The 18,623-nt window shown below is 45.7% G+C and carries 18 protein-coding genes; 16 read left to right on the forward strand and 2 right to left on the reverse strand.

Features of this window, described 5'->3' with window-relative positions; genetic code table 11:
• Positions 1–11: 11 nt before the first annotated feature.
• From xseA to spo0A, 9 genes are all read left to right on the forward strand, one after another.
• Positions 12–1,358: an exodeoxyribonuclease VII large subunit gene (gene xseA, locus ACQVGT_RS08720; protein WP_015251733.1), complete on the forward strand. Its 1,347-nt coding sequence runs from the start codon at positions 12–14 to the stop codon at positions 1,356–1,358.
• Entirely contained in the window at positions 1,355–1,609 is a 255-nt protein-coding gene (locus ACQVGT_RS08725; RefSeq protein ID WP_003226409.1) for an exodeoxyribonuclease VII small subunit, read from the forward strand. The genes xseA and ACQVGT_RS08725 overlap by 4 nt, the downstream gene beginning before the upstream one ends.
• A complete protein-coding gene (locus ACQVGT_RS08730; RefSeq protein WP_015483424.1) occupies positions 1,599–2,489 on the forward strand; it encodes a polyprenyl synthetase family protein in 891 nt (296 codons plus the stop codon). The genes ACQVGT_RS08725 and ACQVGT_RS08730 overlap by 11 nt, the downstream gene beginning before the upstream one ends.
• 174 nt (positions 2,490–2,663) lie before the next feature.
• The gene (gene dxs / locus ACQVGT_RS08735) at positions 2,664–4,565 is read left to right on the forward strand and encodes a 1-deoxy-D-xylulose-5-phosphate synthase (protein ID WP_015384069.1); all 1,902 of its coding nucleotides are present in this window, start codon (positions 2,664–2,666) and stop codon (positions 4,563–4,565) included.
• Positions 4,562–5,407, forward strand: a complete 846-nt coding sequence (locus tag ACQVGT_RS08740; RefSeq protein WP_015384068.1) for a TlyA family RNA methyltransferase — start codon at positions 4,562–4,564, stop codon at positions 5,405–5,407. Before dxs ends, ACQVGT_RS08740 begins: the two co-directional genes overlap by 4 nt.
• A gap of 97 nt (positions 5,408–5,504) precedes the next feature.
• Positions 5,505–5,954 (forward strand): arginine repressor ArgR, encoded by a 450-nt coding sequence (gene argR, locus ACQVGT_RS08745; protein WP_015384067.1) that lies wholly within the window; start codon positions 5,505–5,507, stop codon positions 5,952–5,954.
• A 36-nt stretch (positions 5,955–5,990) separates the two neighbouring features.
• Positions 5,991–7,721: a DNA repair protein RecN gene (gene recN / locus ACQVGT_RS08750; RefSeq protein WP_014477300.1), complete on the forward strand. Its 1,731-nt coding sequence runs from the start codon at positions 5,991–5,993 to the stop codon at positions 7,719–7,721.
• A gap of 174 nt (positions 7,722–7,895) precedes the next feature.
• Entirely contained in the window at positions 7,896–9,176 is a 1,281-nt protein-coding gene (spoIVB, locus tag ACQVGT_RS08755) for a SpoIVB peptidase (protein ID WP_004398697.1), read from the forward strand.
• Positions 9,177–9,440: 264 nt separating this feature from the next.
• Positions 9,441–10,244 (forward strand): sporulation transcription factor Spo0A, encoded by an 804-nt coding sequence (gene spo0A, locus ACQVGT_RS08760; RefSeq protein WP_003226427.1) that lies wholly within the window; start codon positions 9,441–9,443, stop codon positions 10,242–10,244.
• A gap of 465 nt (positions 10,245–10,709) precedes the next feature.
• On the opposite strand, the gene ACQVGT_RS08765 is transcribed toward spo0A, so the two are convergent.
• Both ACQVGT_RS08765 and ACQVGT_RS08770 read right to left on the reverse strand, forming a co-directional pair.
• Complete coding sequence (locus ACQVGT_RS08765) at positions 10,710–11,828, reverse strand: NADH-dependent flavin oxidoreductase (protein ID WP_015483421.1); 1,119 nt, start codon at positions 11,826–11,828, stop codon at positions 10,710–10,712.
• Between the two features lie 72 nt (positions 11,829–11,900).
• The gene (locus ACQVGT_RS08770; protein WP_015384065.1) at positions 11,901–12,053 is read right to left on the reverse strand and encodes a hypothetical protein; all 153 of its coding nucleotides are present in this window, start codon (positions 12,051–12,053) and stop codon (positions 11,901–11,903) included.
• A 307-nt stretch (positions 12,054–12,360) separates the two neighbouring features.
• On the opposite strand from ACQVGT_RS08770, the gene yqiH reads away from it, so the two are divergent.
• The 7 genes from yqiH (at position 12,361) to mmgD (ending at position 18,617) form a co-directional block, all read left to right on the forward strand.
• Positions 12,361–12,657 carry a lipoprotein YqiH gene (yqiH, locus tag ACQVGT_RS08775; RefSeq protein WP_015384064.1) on the forward strand — a complete coding sequence of 99 codons (297 nt, stop codon included), beginning with the start codon at positions 12,361–12,363 and terminating at the stop codon, positions 12,655–12,657.
• A 19-nt stretch (positions 12,658–12,676) separates the two neighbouring features.
• Complete coding sequence (locus ACQVGT_RS08780) at positions 12,677–13,297, forward strand: N-acetylmuramoyl-L-alanine amidase family protein (protein ID WP_072173938.1); 621 nt, start codon at positions 12,677–12,679, stop codon at positions 13,295–13,297.
• Between the two features lie 72 nt (positions 13,298–13,369).
• Positions 13,370–14,101 (forward strand): glycerophosphodiester phosphodiesterase, encoded by a 732-nt coding sequence (locus ACQVGT_RS08785; RefSeq protein WP_015384062.1) that lies wholly within the window; start codon positions 13,370–13,372, stop codon positions 14,099–14,101.
• A gap of 127 nt (positions 14,102–14,228) precedes the next feature.
• Positions 14,229–15,410 carry an acetyl-CoA C-acetyltransferase gene (locus tag ACQVGT_RS08790; protein ID WP_015384061.1) on the forward strand — a complete coding sequence of 394 codons (1,182 nt, stop codon included), beginning with the start codon at positions 14,229–14,231 and terminating at the stop codon, positions 15,408–15,410.
• 24 nt (positions 15,411–15,434) lie between these two features.
• Positions 15,435–16,298, forward strand: coding sequence for a 3-hydroxybutyryl-CoA dehydrogenase (locus ACQVGT_RS08795; protein WP_015384060.1), 864 nt, complete (start codon positions 15,435–15,437; stop codon positions 16,296–16,298).
• 27 nt (positions 16,299–16,325) lie between these two features.
• The gene (locus tag ACQVGT_RS08800; RefSeq protein ID WP_015483419.1) at positions 16,326–17,465 is read left to right on the forward strand and encodes an acyl-CoA dehydrogenase; all 1,140 of its coding nucleotides are present in this window, start codon (positions 16,326–16,328) and stop codon (positions 17,463–17,465) included.
• Between the two features lie 33 nt (positions 17,466–17,498).
• On the forward strand, positions 17,499–18,617 hold the full coding sequence (mmgD, locus tag ACQVGT_RS08805; protein ID WP_015384058.1) for a citrate synthase: 1,119 nt from the start codon (positions 17,499–17,501) through the stop codon (positions 18,615–18,617).
• Positions 18,618–18,623 lie beyond the last annotated feature (6 nt).

Consider the following 18,623-nt stretch of genomic DNA (forward strand, 5'->3'; position numbering starts at 1 on the left):
AGTTTTTAGACATGGGTGAAGCAGCGTATGTGACCGTCTCAGCGCTGACAAAGTATATAAAACGAAAATTCGATGTAGATCCTCACCTTGAAAATATTTGGATTAAAGGCGAATTGTCGAATGTAAAGATACACACACGAGGGCATATTTATTTCACTTTAAAAGACGAAAACGCAAGAATGCAGTCGGTGATGTTCGCGAGACAAAGCGAGCGTCTGCCTTTTAAACCTGAAAACGGAATGAAAGTGCTGGTAAGAGGCGGAATTTCCGTATATGAACCGAGCGGAAACTATCAATTATATGCCAAAGAAATGCAGCCTGACGGGGTTGGAGCGCTTTATTTAGCGTACGAAGAATTAAAAAAGAAGCTTGCCGGAGAAGGTTTATTTGACGACCGCTACAAAAAACAAATCCCCGCATTTCCAGCCACAATCGGGGTTGTGACATCTCCAACGGGTGCCGCTGTCAGAGACGTTATTACAACTCTAAAAAGAAGATATCCCCTTGTAAAAGTCATTGTTCTTCCAGCGCTCGTACAAGGTGAAAATGCGAGCAGATCCATCGTTACGCGCATTGAAGAGGCAAATGAAAAAGAGATTTGCGACGTATTAATTGTCGGGAGAGGCGGCGGTTCGATAGAAGAACTGTGGGCGTTCAATGAAGAAATTGTAGCACGCGCCATCTTTGCTTCCAATATTCCGATTATATCGGCAGTCGGACATGAGACGGATTTTACGATCAGTGATTTTGTCGCCGATATCAGAGCCGCGACGCCGACAGGAGCAGCTGAGATTGCTGTGCCTCATACCACTGATTTAATCGAACGGACAAAAACAGCGGAAGTCAGAATGACAAGAGCAATGCAGCAGCATCTCGGCCAGAAAAAAGAACGGATTCAAACGCTGCAATCGTCCTATGCCTTTCGTTTTCCAAAGCGTTTGTATGCGCAAAAAGAGCAGCAGTTTGACCTCGCGTACCAGCAGTTTCAAGCACAGCTGACCGCTCTTTTAGATCGGAAAAGCAGACAGCTGGAGCGTGAAACGTACAGATTAGAGGCACTGCATCCTCATGAACAGCTGAAACAAGCGAGAACACGATACCAGGAACAAACAAATCAGCTGAGAAAAAATATGAATATCCAAATGAAGCAGCTGCATTCCCAATTTCAAACCGTTCTTGGCAAGCTGAATGCACTAAGTCCTCTTCAAGTGATGGAAAGAGGATACAGCTTGGCTTATAAAGAAGATAAACTCATTAAAAGTGTCAGTCAGATAGAAGAGCAGGACCGGCTTGAAGTCAAGCTGAAGGATGGCGTGCTGACCTGTGAAGTATTAGAAAAGAGAGGGGAAGAAAAATGACAGACGTGAAAAAAAATGAAAACATGACATTTGAAGAGGCGATGAAAGGGCTTGAGAGCATCGTATCAAAGCTTGAAGAGGGAGATGTGCCTCTAGAGCAAGCCATTAACTATTTCCAAGAAGGCATGGCTCTGTCAAAAATGTGCCATGAAAAGCTGCAAAAAGTCGAAAAGCAAATGGATTTCATTTTAAAAGAAGACGGCGAACTGGCACCTTTCAGTGTTCAGGAGGAAGACGAAGGTGACAAATAAATTAACGAGCTTTCTGGCGGACCGGAAAAAAACAATTGAAAATCAGCTTTCTGTCTATACAGAAAAGCTGGATATGCCGGACTCATTAAAGAAATCTATGCTGTATTCTCTAGAGGCCGGCGGAAAGCGGTTGCGGCCTCTGATTGTACTGGCTGTTTTAAACGCATATGGAAAAAGCGAAAAAGACGGCATTCCGGTCGGCTGTGCTGTCGAAATGATTCACACGTATTCGTTAATTCACGATGATCTTCCATGCATGGATGATGACGATTTGCGCCGCGGGAAGCCGACAAACCATAAAGTGTTTGGTGAAGCGACGGCAGTATTAGCGGGTGACGGGCTGCTCACAGAAAGCTTTAAGCTGATTACCTCCCACGTGTCAGACGAGGTGTCAGCAGAAAAGCGCCTGCGGCTTGTGAATGAACTGATTTCAGCGGCAGGCACCGAAGGCATGGTCGGTGGGCAAGTAGCTGATATGGAAGCGGAAAACCGACAAGTCACGCTTGAAGAGCTCGAATCCATTCATGAACGGAAAACTGCCAAGCTCCTTGGCTTTTGTGTAATCGCTGGTGCTATTTTGGCTGATGCGCCTGAGGAAGACATTGAAACACTGCGTACCTTCAGCAGCCACATTGGAATCGGATTTCAAATCAGAGACGATATTTTAGATTTAGAAGGCAGTGAAGAGAAAATCGGCAAACGTGTCGGCTCGGATACCACAAATGACAAATCGACATACCCGTCGCTTCTTTCATTGGAAGGGGCCAAACATAAATTGGATGTTCATATAAAAGAGGCGAAGCGATTGATCGGCGGACTCTCTCTTCAAAAAGACCTTTTATATGAGCTTTGTGATTTAATTGCGGCAAGAGATCACTAAAACGATCCTAATTTGAAGCGGCTGCACGAGATATGGTAAAATGTAAGCAGTTTATATGAAAAATGAAAAGGAAAAGCGCGTTTGTCTTTTTTTATGTCTGAGATTATTGTCAGCTCGGCATGCAAAAGACATGTATCATTGCAGAAATTCATGCTGAAAGTGAGTTGATCCGCTTTGGATCTTTTATCAATACAGGACCCGTCGTTTTTAAAAAACATGTCCATTGATGAATTAGAGAAATTAAGTGATGAAATCCGTCAGTTTTTAATTACAAGTTTATCCGCTTCCGGCGGCCACATCGGCCCAAACTTAGGTGTCGTAGAGCTTACTATTGCTCTGCATAAGGAATTTAACAGCCCGAAAGACAAATTTTTATGGGATGTAGGCCATCAATCGTATGTCCATAAGCTGCTGACAGGACGCGGAAAAGAATTTGCGACGCTTCGCCAGTACAAAGGGCTTTGCGGATTTCCAAAGCGGAGTGAAAGCGAGCACGATGTTTGGGAAACCGGGCACAGCTCGACTTCTCTGTCAGGCGCGATGGGAATGGCAGCTGCCCGTGATATTAAAGGAACGGATGAATATATTATTCCGATCATTGGTGACGGCGCGCTGACCGGCGGAATGGCGCTCGAAGCCCTTAACCACATCGGCGACGAGAAAAAAGACATGATTGTCATCCTTAATGATAATGAAATGAGTATTGCGCCGAATGTCGGTGCCATTCACTCTATGCTCGGACGGCTCCGTACTGCGGGGAAATACCAGTGGGTCAAAGATGAGCTTGAATACTTATTTAAAAAGATTCCGGCAGTTGGGGGCAAGCTTGCCGCCACGGCGGAACGGGTCAAAGACAGCCTGAAATACATGCTCGTCTCCGGAATGTTTTTCGAGGAGCTCGGTTTTACGTATTTGGGCCCAGTGGACGGACATTCTTATCATGAGCTGATTGAGAATCTTCAATACGCCAAAAAAACGAAAGGCCCTGTTCTTCTGCACGTCATCACGAAAAAAGGGAAGGGGTACAAACCGGCTGAGACCGATACGATTGGGACATGGCATGGTACCGGACCATATAAAATTAATACCGGCGACTTTGTAAAGCCGAAAGCCGCAGCTCCTTCGTGGAGCGGCCTTGTCAGCGGAACTGTGCAGCGAATGGCGCGCGAGGACGGACGCATTGTAGCCATTACGCCGGCTATGCCTGTCGGTTCAAAGCTTGAAGGTTTCGCAAAGGAATTCCCTGACCGGATGTTCGACGTAGGAATCGCAGAACAGCATGCCGCAACGATGGCGGCAGCTATGGCAATGCAGGGTATGAAGCCGTTTTTGGCGATTTACTCAACCTTCCTGCAAAGGGCATATGACCAAGTTGTTCATGACATCTGCCGCCAAAACGCCAATGTGTTTATTGGAATTGACCGTGCAGGACTCGTCGGCGCTGATGGAGAGACACATCAAGGCGTGTTTGATATTGCGTTTATGCGCCACATTCCAAACATGGTCTTAATGATGCCGAAAGACGAAAATGAAGGCCAGCACATGGTTCATACAGCACTTAGCTATGACGAAGGCCCGATAGCGATGCGTTTTCCGCGCGGAAACGGACTCGGCGTAAAAATGGATGAACAGTTGAAAACGATTCCGATCGGTACGTGGGAGGTGCTGCGTCCAGGGAACGATGCTGTCATCTTAACATTCGGCACAACAATCGAAATGGCGATTGAAGCAGCCGAAGAGCTGCAGAAAGAAGGCCTTTCCGTGCGCGTGGTGAATGCGCGTTTTATTAAGCCGATTGATGAAAAGATGATGAAGAGTATCCTAAAAGAAGGCTTGCCAATTTTAACAATTGAAGAAGCGGTCTTAGAAGGCGGTTTCGGAAGCTCGATTTTAGAATTCGCTCATGATCAAGGTGAATATCATACTCCGATCGACAGAATGGGTATACCTGATCGGTTTATTGAACACGGAAGCGTAACGGCGCTTCTTGAGGAAATTGGACTGACAAAACAGCAGGTGGCAAATCGTATTAGATTACTGATGCCGCCAAAGACACACAAAGGAATTGGATCATGACGTCAAAGAAAGAACGATTAGATGTATTATTAGTGGAAAGAGGGCTGGCGGAAACGCGTGAAAAAGCCAAAAGAGCCATTATGGCGGGGATCGTCTATTCAAACGAAAACCGCTTGGACAAGCCTGGAGAAAAAATTGATCGCGACCTTCCGCTAACAGTCAAAGGAAACCCACTGAAGTATGTGAGCAGGGGCGGCTTAAAGCTCGAAAAAGCGCTGAAGGAATTTCCCGTCTCTGTCAAAGATAAAATTATGATTGATATTGGCTCCTCCACCGGCGGTTTTACGGACTGCGCTTTGCAAAATGGAGCTAAACAGTCATACGCTGTGGATGTAGGCTATAATCAGCTTGCGTGGAAGCTTAGACAGGATGAACGGGTCGTCGTGATGGAACGGACGAACTTTCGTTATGCAACACCGGCAGACTTTACAAAGGGCATGCCGGAGTTTGCCACAATTGATGTGTCCTTTATTTCACTGCGGCTCATCCTGCCTGTCCTAAGGACTTTACTCGTACCGGGTAGCGACTGCATGGCTCTAGTTAAGCCTCAGTTTGAAGCGGGACGGGAATCCGTCGGCAAAAAAGGGATTGTCAGAGATCCTAAAGTGCATGCTGATGTGCTCAAGCGAATGATCAGTTTTTCTGCCGCTGAAGGCTATATCTGTAAAGGCTTGTCATTTTCTCCAATCACGGGAGGAGACGGAAATATTGAGTTTCTCCTTCATTTGCATTGGCCGGGAGAGGGACAGGAAGGCCAGGAGCTGCCGGAAGAAGAGATCATGCGCGTTGTAGAAGAAGCACATAAGACGTTAAAAGAAAAAAAAGCAGATGTACCGGAATAATAGGGCGCTATTATTCCTTTTTTCTGCATTCATGTACAATGTGCAGAGAATCATATAACATAAAAGAACAGATAAGCTTGGAAATAGAGGTGCTTACATGAACAAAGGCCAGAGGCATATTAAAATCAGAGAGATCATTACAAGCAATGAAATCGAAACGCAGGATGAATTGGTCGACATGCTAAAGCAGGATGGATACAAAGTAACGCAGGCCACGGTATCACGGGATATTAAAGAACTTCACCTTGTAAAAGTGCCTACAAATAATGGTTCTTATAAATACAGTCTTCCGGCGGACCAGCGTTTCAATCCGCTGTCTAAGCTAAAGCGGGCATTGATGGACGCATTTGTGAAAATAGACTCTGCAAGCCATATGATCGTACTGAAAACGATGCCGGGCAATGCTCAGGCAATCGGGGCGCTGATGGACAATTTGGACTGGGATGAAATTATGGGAACCATTTGCGGAGATGACACGATTTTAATTATTTGCCGGACTCCTGGAGATACAGACGGTGTAAAAAACAGGCTGCTTGAACTGCTGTAACAGAAAATCTAACAAAGATAAGAGGTGTAATGCTGTTTGTTAGCTGAACTATCGATTAAAAACTTTGCCATTATTGAGGAACTGACGGTTTCTTTTGAACGCGGGCTTACGGTTTTAACAGGAGAAACCGGAGCCGGCAAATCCATTATCATAGATGCCATTTCTCTTTTAGTCGGAGGCCGCGGATCATCTGAATTTGTTAGATATGGGGAAGCAAAAGCCGAACTTGAAGGGCTGTTTCTGTTGGAGAGCGGCCATCCCGTTTTAGACGTATGCGCTGAGCAGGGAATCGACGTTTCAGACGAAATGATCGTCATGAGAAGGGATATCAGCACGAGCGGGAAAAGCGTTTGCCGTGTCAATGGCAAGCTTGTCACGATTGCTTCGCTAAGAGAGATCGGCAGGCTTTTATTAGATATTCACGGACAGCACGATAACCAGCTGTTAATGGAAGACGAAAATCATCTCCAGCTTTTGGACAAGTTTGCCGGGGCCGAAGTGGAAAGCGCGCTCAAAACGTATCAGGAAGGGTACCAGCGGTATATGAAGCTGCTCAAAAAGCTTAAGCAGCTTTCTGAAAGCGAACAGGAAATGGCCCATCGCCTTGATCTTATTCAATTTCAGCTCGAAGAAATCGAATCGGCAAAGCTTGAGCTTAACGAAGATGAACAGCTCCAAGAAGAGCGCCAGCAAATTTCAAACTTTGAGAAGATATATGAGTCGCTGCAAAATGCATATAACGCGCTTCGCAGTGAGCAGGGCGGATTGGACTGGGTCGGAATGGCATCAGCGCAGCTAGAAGATATATCTGATATTAACGAACCGCTGAAAAAAATGTCTGAAAGTGTTTCGAACTCCTACTATTTGCTTGAGGATGCCACATTTCAGATGAGAAATATGCTGGATGAGCTTGAATTTGATCCGGAACGCCTGAACTATATTGAGACGCGACTTAATGAAATCAAACAGCTGAAACGAAAATATGGTGCCACTGTTGAAGACATTTTGGAATATGCTTCTAAAATTGAAGAAGAGATTGACCAAATTGAAAACAGGGACAGCCACCTTCAAAGCTTGAAAAAGGAGCTTGACTCCGTCGGCAAAGATGTCGCAGTGGAAGCGGCAAATGTGTCACAAATCCGAAAAACATGGGCGAAAAAGCTGGCTGATGAGATTCATCGGGAATTAAAAAGCCTGTACATGGAAAAATCAACTTTTGATACGGAATTTAAGGTCAGAACAGCGTCACGCAATGAAGAGGCTCCGCTTGTTAACGGCCAGCCCGTTCAGCTGACTGAACAAGGGATTGACCTGGTGAAGTTTTTAATTTCAACCAATACAGGCGAGCCGCTGAAATCTCTTTCAAAAGTCGCTTCAGGTGGAGAGCTGTCACGGGTGATGCTTGCCATAAAAAGCATTTTTTCCTCACAACAGGATGTGACATCGATCATTTTTGATGAGGTTGATACCGGTGTAAGCGGGAGGGTCGCACAGGCAATCGCTGAGAAGATCCATAAGGTGTCAATAGGATCACAAGTGCTTTGTATTACACACCTCCCTCAGGTGGCTGCCATGGCCGATACGCATCTTTATATTGCGAAGGAGTTAAAAGACGGCAGAACGACGACACGTGTCAAGCCGCTCTCTAAGCAGGAAAAGGTAGCGGAAATCGGGCGCATGATTGCAGGTGTCGAAGTAACCGATTTAACGAAACGCCATGCGAAAGAACTTTTAAAACAAGCGGATCAAGTCAAAACAACTGGGTAAGCTGCGTGAGAAGCGCAGCTTATTTTTTTCGTGCACATCCATTCGTTCATCAGTATATCCAATGTTTTTCTTCATATGACAGTTATAAATAAGCCGTCAGAAGGCAAAATTAAATGATGTAGCAGCAAGTCATAAAGAAGGTGTGGGATAGGAGCGAGGAGAGTGAAGTAGTGAATGCCCGATAACATCAGAAAAGCAGTAGGTTTAATTCTCCTTGTTTCGTTATTAAGTGTAGGTTTATGCAAACCGCTAAAAGAATATTTACTGATTCCAACGCAAATGAGAGTATTTGAAACCCAAACACAAGCGATTGAAACGAGTTTATCGGTAAACGCTCAGACATCAGAATCCTCAGAAGCGTTTACAGTAAAGAAAGATCCGCATGAAATCAAGGTGACGGGCAAAAAATCTGGTGAGTCAGAATTAGTATACGATCTTGCCGGATTTCCAATTAAAAAAACAAAAGTGCACGTTCTTCCTGATTTAAAAGTTATACCTGGCGGACAATCAATCGGCGTAAAACTTCATTCCGTCGGTGTTCTTGTCGTCGGATTTCATCAAATCAATACAAGTGAAGGCAAAAAATCTCCGGGAGAAACGGCCGGAATTGAAGCGGGCGACATCATTATTGAGATGAATGGACAGAAAATTGAAAAAATGAATGATGTAGCCCCATTTATTCAAAAGGCTGGGAAAACTGGTGAATCTTTAGACTTACTGATCAAACGTGATAAACAGAAAATCAAAACGAAGCTGATCCCAGAAAAGGATGAAGGAGAAGGCAAATACAGAATCGGGTTATATATCAGAGATTCTGCTGCCGGCATCGGCACTATGACCTTTTATGAACCGAAAACAAAAAAATACGGAGCACTTGGCCACGTGATTTCCGATATGGACACAAAGAAACCAATTGTAGTGGAGAATGGAGAAATCGTTAAATCCACTGTAACATCAATTGAAAAAGGGACAGGCGGTAATCCGGGAGAAAAACTGGCGCGATTTTCCTCAGAACGCAAAACGATCGGGGATATTAACAGAAACAGCCCATTTGGGATTTTCGGCACGCTGCATCAGCCGATTCAAAACAACATATCAGATCAAGCACTGCCGGTTGCGTTTTCTACCGAAGTCAAAAAAGGACCGGCTGAAATTTTAACGGTTATTGATGATGACAAAGTAGAAAAATTCGATATTGAAATCGTCAGCACAACGCCGCAAAAATTCCCTGCGACAAAAGGAATGGTGTTGAAAATTACCGATCCAAGGCTTTTGAAAGAAACAGGAGGCATCGTACAGGGGATGAGCGGAAGCCCGATCATTCAAAATGGAAAAGTGATCGGCGCTGTCACCCATGTGTTTGTAAATGACCCGACAAGCGGCTACGGTGTTCATATTGAATGGATGCTGTCAGAAGCAGGAATCGATATTTACGGAAAAGAAAAAGCAAGCTGACTGCCGGAGTTTCCGGCAGTTTTTTATTTTGATCCCTCTTCACTTCTCAGAATACATACGGTAAAATATACAAAAGAAGATTTTTCGACAAATTCACGTTTCCTTGTTTGTCAAATTTCATTTTTAGTCGAAAAACATAGAATAACAAAGATATGCCACTAATATTGGGGATTATGATTTTTTTAGAGGGTATATAGCGGTTTTGTCGAATGTAAACATGTAGCAAGGGTGAATCCTGTTAACTACATTTGGGGAGGAAGAAACGTGGAGAAAATTAAAGTTTGTGTTGCTGATGATAATCGAGAGCTGGTAAGCCTGTTAAGTGAATATATAGAAGGACAGGAAGACATGGAAGTGATCGGCGTTGCTTATAACGGACAGGAATGCCTGTCGTTGTTTAAAGAAAAAGATCCCGATGTGCTCGTATTAGATATTATTATGCCGCATTTAGACGGACTTGCGGTTTTAGAGAGGCTGAGGGAATCAGATCTCAAAAAACAGCCGAATGTCATTATGCTGACAGCCTTTGGACAGGAAGATGTCACGAAAAAGGCCGTCGATTTAGGCGCGTCCTACTTTATTCTCAAACCGTTTGATATGGAAAACCTTGTCGGCCATATCCGCCAGGTCAGCGGAAATGCCAGCAGTGTGACGCATCGTGCGCCATCATCGCAAAGCAGTATTATACGCAGCAGCCAGCCTGAACCAAAGAAGAAAAATCTCGACGCGAGCATCACAAGCATTATCCATGAAATCGGCGTCCCAGCCCATATTAAAGGCTATCTCTATCTGCGCGAAGCAATCTCAATGGTATACAATGACATCGAATTGCTCGGCAGCATTACAAAAGTCCTCTATCCGGACATCGCCAAAAAATTCAACACAACCGCAAGCCGTGTAGAAAGAGCGATCCGCCATGCAATTGAAGTGGCATGGAGCAGAGGAAACATTGATTCCATTTCCTCGTTGTTCGGTTATACTGTCAGCATGACAAAAGCTAAACCGACAAATTCGGAATTCATTGCAATGGTTGCGGATAAGCTGAGATTAGAACATAAGGCTTCTTAAACATGAGCTTATTAAGTGGTCATTAAATCAAACGTCTTTTATTTATTAGTTTGCGCTGATAAATAGGAGGCGTTTTGTTTTGGGGACATTTGTTAGTATGGGAGAAGAATAGTAAGTATCCGCATATAGTAAAGGATAGGTTTGAAAAGTAAGGAAAGCAAATGGGGGTATTACCTGCACTCTTGGTCCATTCATACATCTTATAGGATCACGAAGCATGATCGACTCTAGATGTTTCCGTTATAAAATGAAACCTTTCTCCTGCAAAATCGTAAGTAAGGCGTATTCATGTAAAAAGGAGACGTACGAATGAAAAAGAAAAAAGTAAGAAAGCGTGAGGGGTTTTTCCTAGATTTTCTTTTCGAAGTAGGTGGGGAGCTCTTTCTTTTGCTGTTTAGATGTGTACATAAACTATTTATATAAAGGGAAAAAAGACTGCCGAATCGGTACGGCAGTCTTTGCATATTAATCTTTATAAGGCACCCAGCCTGGCGTGTTCACAATTGCTTGCCATAGCGGTTCAGGCAAATGATATTTTTCTTTATCTGTGCCTTTGATCACTGTTTCGATTTGCTTTTCACGGCCTTCTTTTACTTTTACCGTCCAGTCAGGGTCAACTAGAATTTCGCGTCCCATAGCGACTAGCGGAATACCGTTTTCGATGACGGCAAGCGCGTCATCAGCGGAATGGATGGAACCGACGGCGATCAGCGGCACTTTGTTTCCGACACGTTCATTCAATAAGTCCATGCGTGTGCGAGTCGGATCTGCACCGCGGCGCGCTTTTGAGTTCACGTCCATCAGTGAGATATGAAGATAATCCAATTCTTTATCCCCTAAAGCATCAACAAGCGTATAAGTTTCAGTCATTGTCAATCCCGGTGTCTCAGGTTCTTCCGGAGACAGACGGTATCCGACTAGGAACGCACCCTTCGCATGTTCTGAAGCGGCTTTTTTCACTTCATCGACAATAGCGAGCGGGAAGGCTAATCGTTTTTCATCGCTTCCTCCCCAGCGATCCGTGCGCTGATTGGTTTTCGGAGAATAAAACTGCTGAATCAAGTAGCCGTTTGCCCCGTGAATTTCGACACCGTCAAAGCCGGCTTCAATGGCGCGTCTTGTCGCTTCTCCAAACGCCTTTACAATGTTTTCCACTTCTTCTTCTTTTAATGCGCGAGCAATTTGTTTGCCGTTATCAAACACGTCACTTGGCCCCACAACATCCTGTTGAGGAACGAGCTCAGACGGGCATTCGATGCCGCCGTGATGAATTTGTACAACGGCTTTAGCGCCTTGTGCCTGAATGGCTTGTGCTAATTTTTTTAAACCTGGAATGTTGGAATCGTCATGGATGGCCGGCTGCCCGGGGAATGCTTTTCCGTCCGGTGTAACATTTGCGCAGGCTGTAATCACCATTCCCATCTCTTTTGAACGGGGGATGATGTAGTCGAGCTCCGCTTCAGATATTGTACCGTCTTTATTAGAAGCGTAATGAGTCATCGGTGCTACCGCGATCCGGTTGTCGATTGTAACGCCGCTTTTAAACGTAAATGGTTCAAACAGTGGCTTATACTTAGGATTCATTTGATCATCTTCTTTCGTTTGGATTCGCACATATTCTAGCCTATATGTAAAAATTAATGCAATTGATCTGCTTTACCGACTGAATATCTTGAATGCAGAGTGATGTTTTCGCCGCTCTTTTTCGGGACCTTTGTAGCCGCCGCTGATTTGGTGGCCGATGGAGCATGTGATGACAGCTGCCGCCAGCAGCAGAACGAATTTTTTCATGGCTTTAACTTCTTTCAATAAAGTAAATATCCTTTAAAAGGTTACGCTTGGCTGACCCACCCGTCAAACGATTTGCTCACCCTATTCTCAAATTTTTTAAAATGAATAAAAAGTTGCTTCTTTCCGCTAATTTTTTCTAATTGGCGCCTCAATTAGAGCCATCCTCATAGACAAATCTGCTCGTTATCTTTCTAACAACAGGAAATGATCGGGTCGTATAGCCCTTTTGAAAATCATGGAACTTGCTCGCCTGCATTCGCGTTGTCTTTACAAATTCGCCATTCTGGTCAAAGATAAAAGCCAAACATCAGGAAGAGGTGGTCATGTGAAACAAGCGGTTCCTTTGCTGTTTACTGCGCTCTTTCTTTCGGGGTGCAGTGTTGCAAGTGCGGATGACTCAGTGCCAAGGTTTACCGAAGAGGGAAAATACATTGGCTCGGCTGATCCTCATACGATTGCGGTTTCTCTTAATGGAGAAGAAACCATGATACAAGTTCCGAAGGATAAACGTGATGAATGTGAATCACTGCCAGATCAGACACATGTCCTGGTGAAATATACAAAGAAGGATAATGGAACTTTACAGCTGGAAGATATTCAGCTGCGAAAGAACTCGTCATAAAAAGACCGGAGGGAGTAAGTTGAGAATGTTATGGAGGAGCTTGGCGCTGTGCGGATTGGCTTTGACGCTCGCGCCTTGTGCACAGGCAGCAGAGCCGATAGAAGGGAAAACGGTGTATATTGATGCCGGACACGGCGGTGAAGATAGTGGAGCGGTCGGAAACGGGCTCTTTGAAAAGGATATTAATTTGGCTGTCTCAGAGCATGTGACAGACAAACTAAAAGAGGAGGGAGCCAATCCTGTTGCATCCCGGTCTGACGATCATTTTCTGACCTTGGAGGAAAGAGTGGCTAAGGCAAGTGCCAATCAGGCTGACCTTTTTGTCAGCATTCATGTGAATTCTGGGGTTGCTTCAGCTTCAGGAACAGAAACGTATTTTCAATCTGATTATGAAGGGGAGAACAGCCGGCGTCTGGCATCCGATATTCAGTCAGAGCTCGTTTCTTCCTTACAAACGAGAGACAGGGGCGTGAAAGAATCAGACTTTTACGTCATTACATATTCACAAATGCCAAGCGTGTTGGCGGAGCTTGGGTTTATCACTAACAGCTCTGATGCGGACAAGCTGGGAAGTGAAGAATACCAGCAAAAGGCCGCAGATGCGATTGTCAACGGCATTGATTCTTATTATGATCAGTAGATTGCCTTAATCCTAGAGTGGAGCCGACAAAATAAGTATAATGGAGAAAACTTTAGGGTTTGAGGTGAAACGATGACAAAGATTTTTGCCCACCGGGGGGCATCAGGTCAATTTCCCGAAAATACAATGCTTGCATTTGAAAAAGGAATTGAAGCCGGAGCAGATGGGATAGAGCTTGATGTACAGCTGACGAAAGACGGACGCATTGTTGTGATTCATGATGAAAGACTTAACCGCACGACATCACTTAAAGGATTCGTGAAGGATACAACCTATGATGAGGTAAAGACTGCGAATGCGGCCGCTGGTCACGATCAAGCGTACAGCGATATAAAAGTGCCGCTGCTAGAAGATGTGCTCTCGTGGGCGGTAAAAAAGGATTTTCTCATCAACATTGAATTAAAAAACAGCGTGATCCGCTATGAGGGAATGGAAGAAAAAGTGCTGGAGGCAGTGAAGCGTTTCAATGTAGAGGAGAGAGTCATCCTATCCACCTTTAATCATGACAGCTTGGCGCTATGCGCCCGGCTTGCGCCCCATATCGAACGGGCGGTATTAACTTCAGATGTGCTTTATCAGGCAGATCGATATATCGCGTCTATTCCGGCTTCCGGCTATCACCCGAAGTTAAACAGCCCAGGGGTCACAGATGAAGTGCTGAAGAAAATGAGAAACAGTTCGATTAAGGTAAGGCCGTATACAGTCAATCGTCCGGAAGATATGAAGCGTCTCATTGAAGCGGGAGCAGACGGCATGTTTACCGACTTTCCAGAAAAGGCTGCGGCATTGCTGAAAAATGAATAGTTGTTTAGAAGGAGGCTGTTTGACGCAGCCTTCTTTTTTCATTCATTCATGCCCGTTTCAAAGCATACATTCATAGAAGACAACTAGAAATTGTAAGCGCTGTCTATCTTCTGAATGAGGTGAAACCATGAGGAAAACAGTCATTGTAAGTGCTGCAAGAACGCCATTTGGCAAATTCGGCGGAGTATTGAAAGAGGTGAAAGCTGCTGAGCTTGGGGGCATTGTGATGAAGGAGGCGCTGCAACGGGCTGGAGTCTCTGGAGATGATGTAGAAGGAAACGTTATGGGCATGGTTGTCCAGGCCGGCTCAGGGCAGATACCTTCCCGTCAAGCTGCCCGTCTGGCGGGAATGCCTTGGAGTGTGCCGTCAGAAACACTGAATAAAGTCTGCGCTTCCGGCCTTCGCGCTGTCACTTTATGTGATCAAATGATTCGGGCGCAGGATGCGGACATACTTGTTGCCGGGGGAATGGAAAGCATGAGCAATATCCCGTATGCCGTTCCCGCCGGGCGCTGGGGAGCACGGATGGGGGACGGCGAGCTTAGGGACTTAATGGTGTATGACGGATTAACGTGCGCGTTTGACGAGGTGCACATGGCTATTCACGGAAATACAGCGGCCAAGGATTATGCAATCTCACGAAGAGAGCAGGACGAATGGGCGTTGAGAAGTCACGCAAGGGCAGCTAAGGCAGCCGATGAAGGGAAGTTTCAGGATGAAATTGTTCCCGTCAACTGGATCGGTCGAAAAGGAAAACCAAACGTTGTTCATAAAGATGAAGCGATTCGCCGTGACACAAGTCTGGATCAGCTCGCGAAACTTGCTCCGATTTATGCAAGTGACGGTTCTATCACAGCCGGCAATGCTCCTGGGGTCAATGACGGAGCCGGCGCGTTTGTGCTGATGTCTGAGGAAAAAGCTGCTGAGCTTGACAAACGGCCTCTGGCTACAATTCTTGGTTTTTCAACTGTGGGAATGCCAGCGCACGAGCTGGCGGCAGCGCCGGGGTTTGCAATTAACAAGCTCCTGAAAAAGAACGGTTTAACTGTCCAAGATATTGACTTGTTTGAAGTAAATGAAGCTTTTGCTTCAGTTGTTTTGACATGTGAAAAAATCGTAGGTTTCGATCTTGAAAAAGTAAATGTAAATGGCGGTGCGATCGCGCTCGGCCACCCGATCGGCGCGAGCGGGGCAAGAATTCTCATGACGCTTGTTTATGAATTAAAGCGACGGGGAGGGGGTCTGGGCGTTGCCGCTATTTGCAGCGGGGCAGCACAGGGAGACGCCGTCTTAGTGCAGGTTCATTAAAACATGATGAAAAAGGGGATTTGAATGGAAATCAAACAAATCATGGTAGCTGGCGCAGGTCAGATGGGAAGCGGAATTGCTCAAACAGCTGCCGACGCGGGCTTTTATGTACGGATGTACGATGTGAATAAAGAGGCTGCGGAGGCAGGATTGAAACGGCTGAAGAAACAGCTGGCCCGTGATGCTGAGAAAGGAAAAAGGACCGAGACGGAAGTGAAGAGCGTAATCAGCCGCATTTCGATTTCTCAAACGCTTGAGGAGGCAGAGCATGCGGACATTGTGATTGAGGCTATCGCAGAAAACATGGCGGCAAAAACTGAGATGTTTAAAACACTTGATCGCATGTGCCCGCCTCATACGATTTTGGCCAGCAATACATCTTCCTTGCCTATTACAGAAATCGCTGCTGTAACAAACCGTCCTCAACGGGTTATTGGCATGCATTTTATGAATCCCGTCCCTGTAATGAAGCTGGTTGAAGTGATTCGCGGCTTGGCTACATCAGAAGAAACGGCCTTAGATGTTATGGCATTAGCGGAAAAGATGGGGAAAACAGCGGTAGAAGTCAATGATTTTCCTGGGTTTGTTTCCAACCGTGTGCTTCTTCCAATGATTAATGAAGCCATCTATTGCGTGTATGAGGGAGTGGCGAAGCCGGAGGCGATAGACGAAGTGATGAAGCTGGGCATGAATCATCCGATGGGGCCGCTTGCATTAGCGGATTTTATCGGACTGGATACGTGTTTATCAATTATGGAAGTTCTTCACTCAGGCCTTGGCGATTCCAAATACCGTCCTTGCCCGCTGCTCCGCAAGTATGTCAAAGCAGGCTGGCTTGGCAAAAAGAGCGGACGCGGTTTTTATGACTATGAGGAGAGAACTTCCTGAAGTCTATTCCATCCGGGGGTGGCCGAGTTGCATGTAACCCAAGAGCAAGTCATGATGCGAAAAATGGTGCGTGATTTTGCACGAAAAGAAATTGCTCCTGCTGCGGAAATCATGGAGAAAACGGACGAATTTCCCTTTCAGCTGATCAAAAAAATGGGCGAACACGGCCTGATGGGAATACCGGTGCCGGAACAATACGGCGGTGCCGGGGCGGACGTTGTTTCTTATATTTTGGCGATTCATGAGATTTCTAGAATCAGCGCGGCTGTCGGCGTGATTCTCTCCGTTCATACCTCAGTCGGCACAAATCCGATTCTGTATTTCGGAAACGAAGAACAGAAGATGAAATATATACCAAAGCTCGCGTCAGGAGACCATTTGGGCGCATTTGCACTAACGGAGCCTCACTCGGGGTCGGATGCCGGGAGCCTTCGCACAACAGCAATCAAAAAGAACGGCAAATATCTATTAAACGGATCGAAAATATTCATAACGAATGGCGGAGCAGCTGATATCTATATCACATTTGCTTTAACAGCTCCAGATCAAGGCAGGCACGGGATTTCGGCTTTTATTGTTGAAAAAAACACACCCGGTTTTACCGTTGGAAAAAAAGAAAGAAAGCTGGGGCTTTATGGTTCCAATACTACGGAACTGATTTTTGATAATGCAGAAGTGCCTGAAGCCAATTTGCTTGGCAAAGAGGGGGATGGCTTTCACATTGCTATGGCGAATTTAAATGTCGGCCGGATCGGCATTGCGGCACAGGCGCTCGGAATTGCAGAGGCGGCTCTTGAGCATGCCGTTAATTATGCGAAGCAGCGAGTGCAATTTGGAAGACCGATCGCAGCCAATCAAGCCATTTCATTTAAGCTGGCTGATATGGCGACTAGGGCTGAGGCGGCAAGACATCTTGTCTACCACGCTGCAGACCTCCATAACCGTGGCCTAAATTGTGGAAAAGAAGCGTCTATGGCTAAACAATTTGCTTCCGATGCAGCCGTGAAGGCGGCGTTAGACGCCGTTCAAATTTATGGGGGATATGGCTATATGAAGGATTATCCGGTTGAGCGCTTGCTTCGCGATGCAAAGGTGACGCAAATCTATGAAGGGACGAATGAGATTCAAAGACTGATTATTTCCAAGTATTTGCTTGGCGGAACCTGATAGACAAAAAACGCAAAAACGGAGGTTGAGGATATGGAGAAGAAACAGCAATATTCTCCAGGGTTGGACGGTGTGATTGCGGCAGAAACTCATATTTCTTATCTTGACACCCAGTCCAGCCAGATTTTGATACGAGGCTATGATTTAATAGAACTTTCTGAAACAAAAAGCTACCTGGAGCTTGTCCATTTATTGCTGGAGGGCAGGCTGCCAGAAGAAAGTGAAATGGAGACGCTGGAACATAAAATAAACAGTGCCTCAAGCCTGCCTGCTGATCATCTCCGTCTGCTTGAGCTGCTCCCTGAGGACACTCATCCAATGGATAGTCTGCGTACCGGCCTGTCGGCACTTGCTGGCTATGATCGGCAAATTGATGATCGGTCTCCTTCCGCAAACAAAGAACGCGCCTATCAGCTTCTTGGGAAAATGCCTGCCCTCACTGCTGCCAGCTACAGGATCATTAATAAGAAAGAGCCGATTCTTCCGCTTCAAACCCTATCCTACAGTGCGAATTTTCTATACATGATGACAGGGAAACTGCCGTCTTCATTGGAAGAACAGATTTTTGACCGGTCGCTCGTCCTGTACAGTGAGCATGAGATGCCGAATTCAACCTTTGCGGCCAGGGTCATTGCATCTACACATTCAGATCTTTATGGGGCTTTGACTGGGGCTGTCGCTTCCCTGAAAGGGAATCTTCACGGAGGAGCAAACGAAGCTGTGATGTATTTGCTTTTGGAGGCAAAAACGACATCTGATTTTGAGCAGCTTCTGCAAACAAAACTGAAAAGAAAAGAAAAAATCATGGGCTTCGGCCACCGGGTGTATATGAAAAAAATGGACCCGAGAGCACTCATGATGAAAGAGGCGCTGCAGCAATTATGCGATAAAGCCGGTGACCATCGTTTATATGAGATGTGCGAAGCGGGTGAGCGGCTGATGGAGAAGGAAAAAGGGCTTTACCCGAATTTGGATTACTATGCTGCCCCAGTGTATTGGATGCTCGGCATACCGATTCCTTTATATACGCCGGTCTTTTTCAGCGCGAGAACGTCCGGTTTATGCGCTCATGTGATCGAACAGCATGCCAATAATCGGCTCTTCCGTCCCCGTGTCAGTTACATGGGCCCGCGATATCAAACAAAATCATGAAAGGAG

The organism is Bacillus sp. SCT118, assembly GCF_058566435.1.

Excerpts from the sequence above, each read along its gene's own strand:
- mmgD (WP_015384058.1), top strand. The coding sequence starts at position 17,499 with ATGGAGAAGAAACAGCAATATTCTCCAGGGTTGGACGGTGTGATTGCG.
- ACQVGT_RS08765 (WP_015483421.1), bottom strand. The coding sequence starts at position 11,828 with ATGAATCCTAAGTATAAGCCACTGTTTGAACCATTTACGTTTAAAAGC.
- argR (WP_015384067.1), top strand. The coding sequence starts at position 5,505 with ATGAACAAAGGCCAGAGGCATATTAAAATCAGAGAGATCATTACAAGC.
- spoIVB (WP_004398697.1), top strand. The coding sequence starts at position 7,896 with ATGCCCGATAACATCAGAAAAGCAGTAGGTTTAATTCTCCTTGTTTCG.
- ACQVGT_RS08790 (WP_015384061.1), top strand. The coding sequence starts at position 14,229 with ATGAGGAAAACAGTCATTGTAAGTGCTGCAAGAACGCCATTTGGCAAA.
- ACQVGT_RS08740 (WP_015384068.1), top strand. The coding sequence starts at position 4,562 with ATGACGTCAAAGAAAGAACGATTAGATGTATTATTAGTGGAAAGAGGG.
- ACQVGT_RS08795 (WP_015384060.1), top strand. The coding sequence starts at position 15,435 with ATGGAAATCAAACAAATCATGGTAGCTGGCGCAGGTCAGATGGGAAGC.
- ACQVGT_RS08725 (WP_003226409.1), top strand. The coding sequence starts at position 1,355 with ATGACAGACGTGAAAAAAAATGAAAACATGACATTTGAAGAGGCGATG.
- ACQVGT_RS08785 (WP_015384062.1), top strand. The coding sequence starts at position 13,370 with ATGACAAAGATTTTTGCCCACCGGGGGGCATCAGGTCAATTTCCCGAA.
- xseA (WP_015251733.1), top strand. The coding sequence starts at position 12 with ATGGGTGAAGCAGCGTATGTGACCGTCTCAGCGCTGACAAAGTATATA.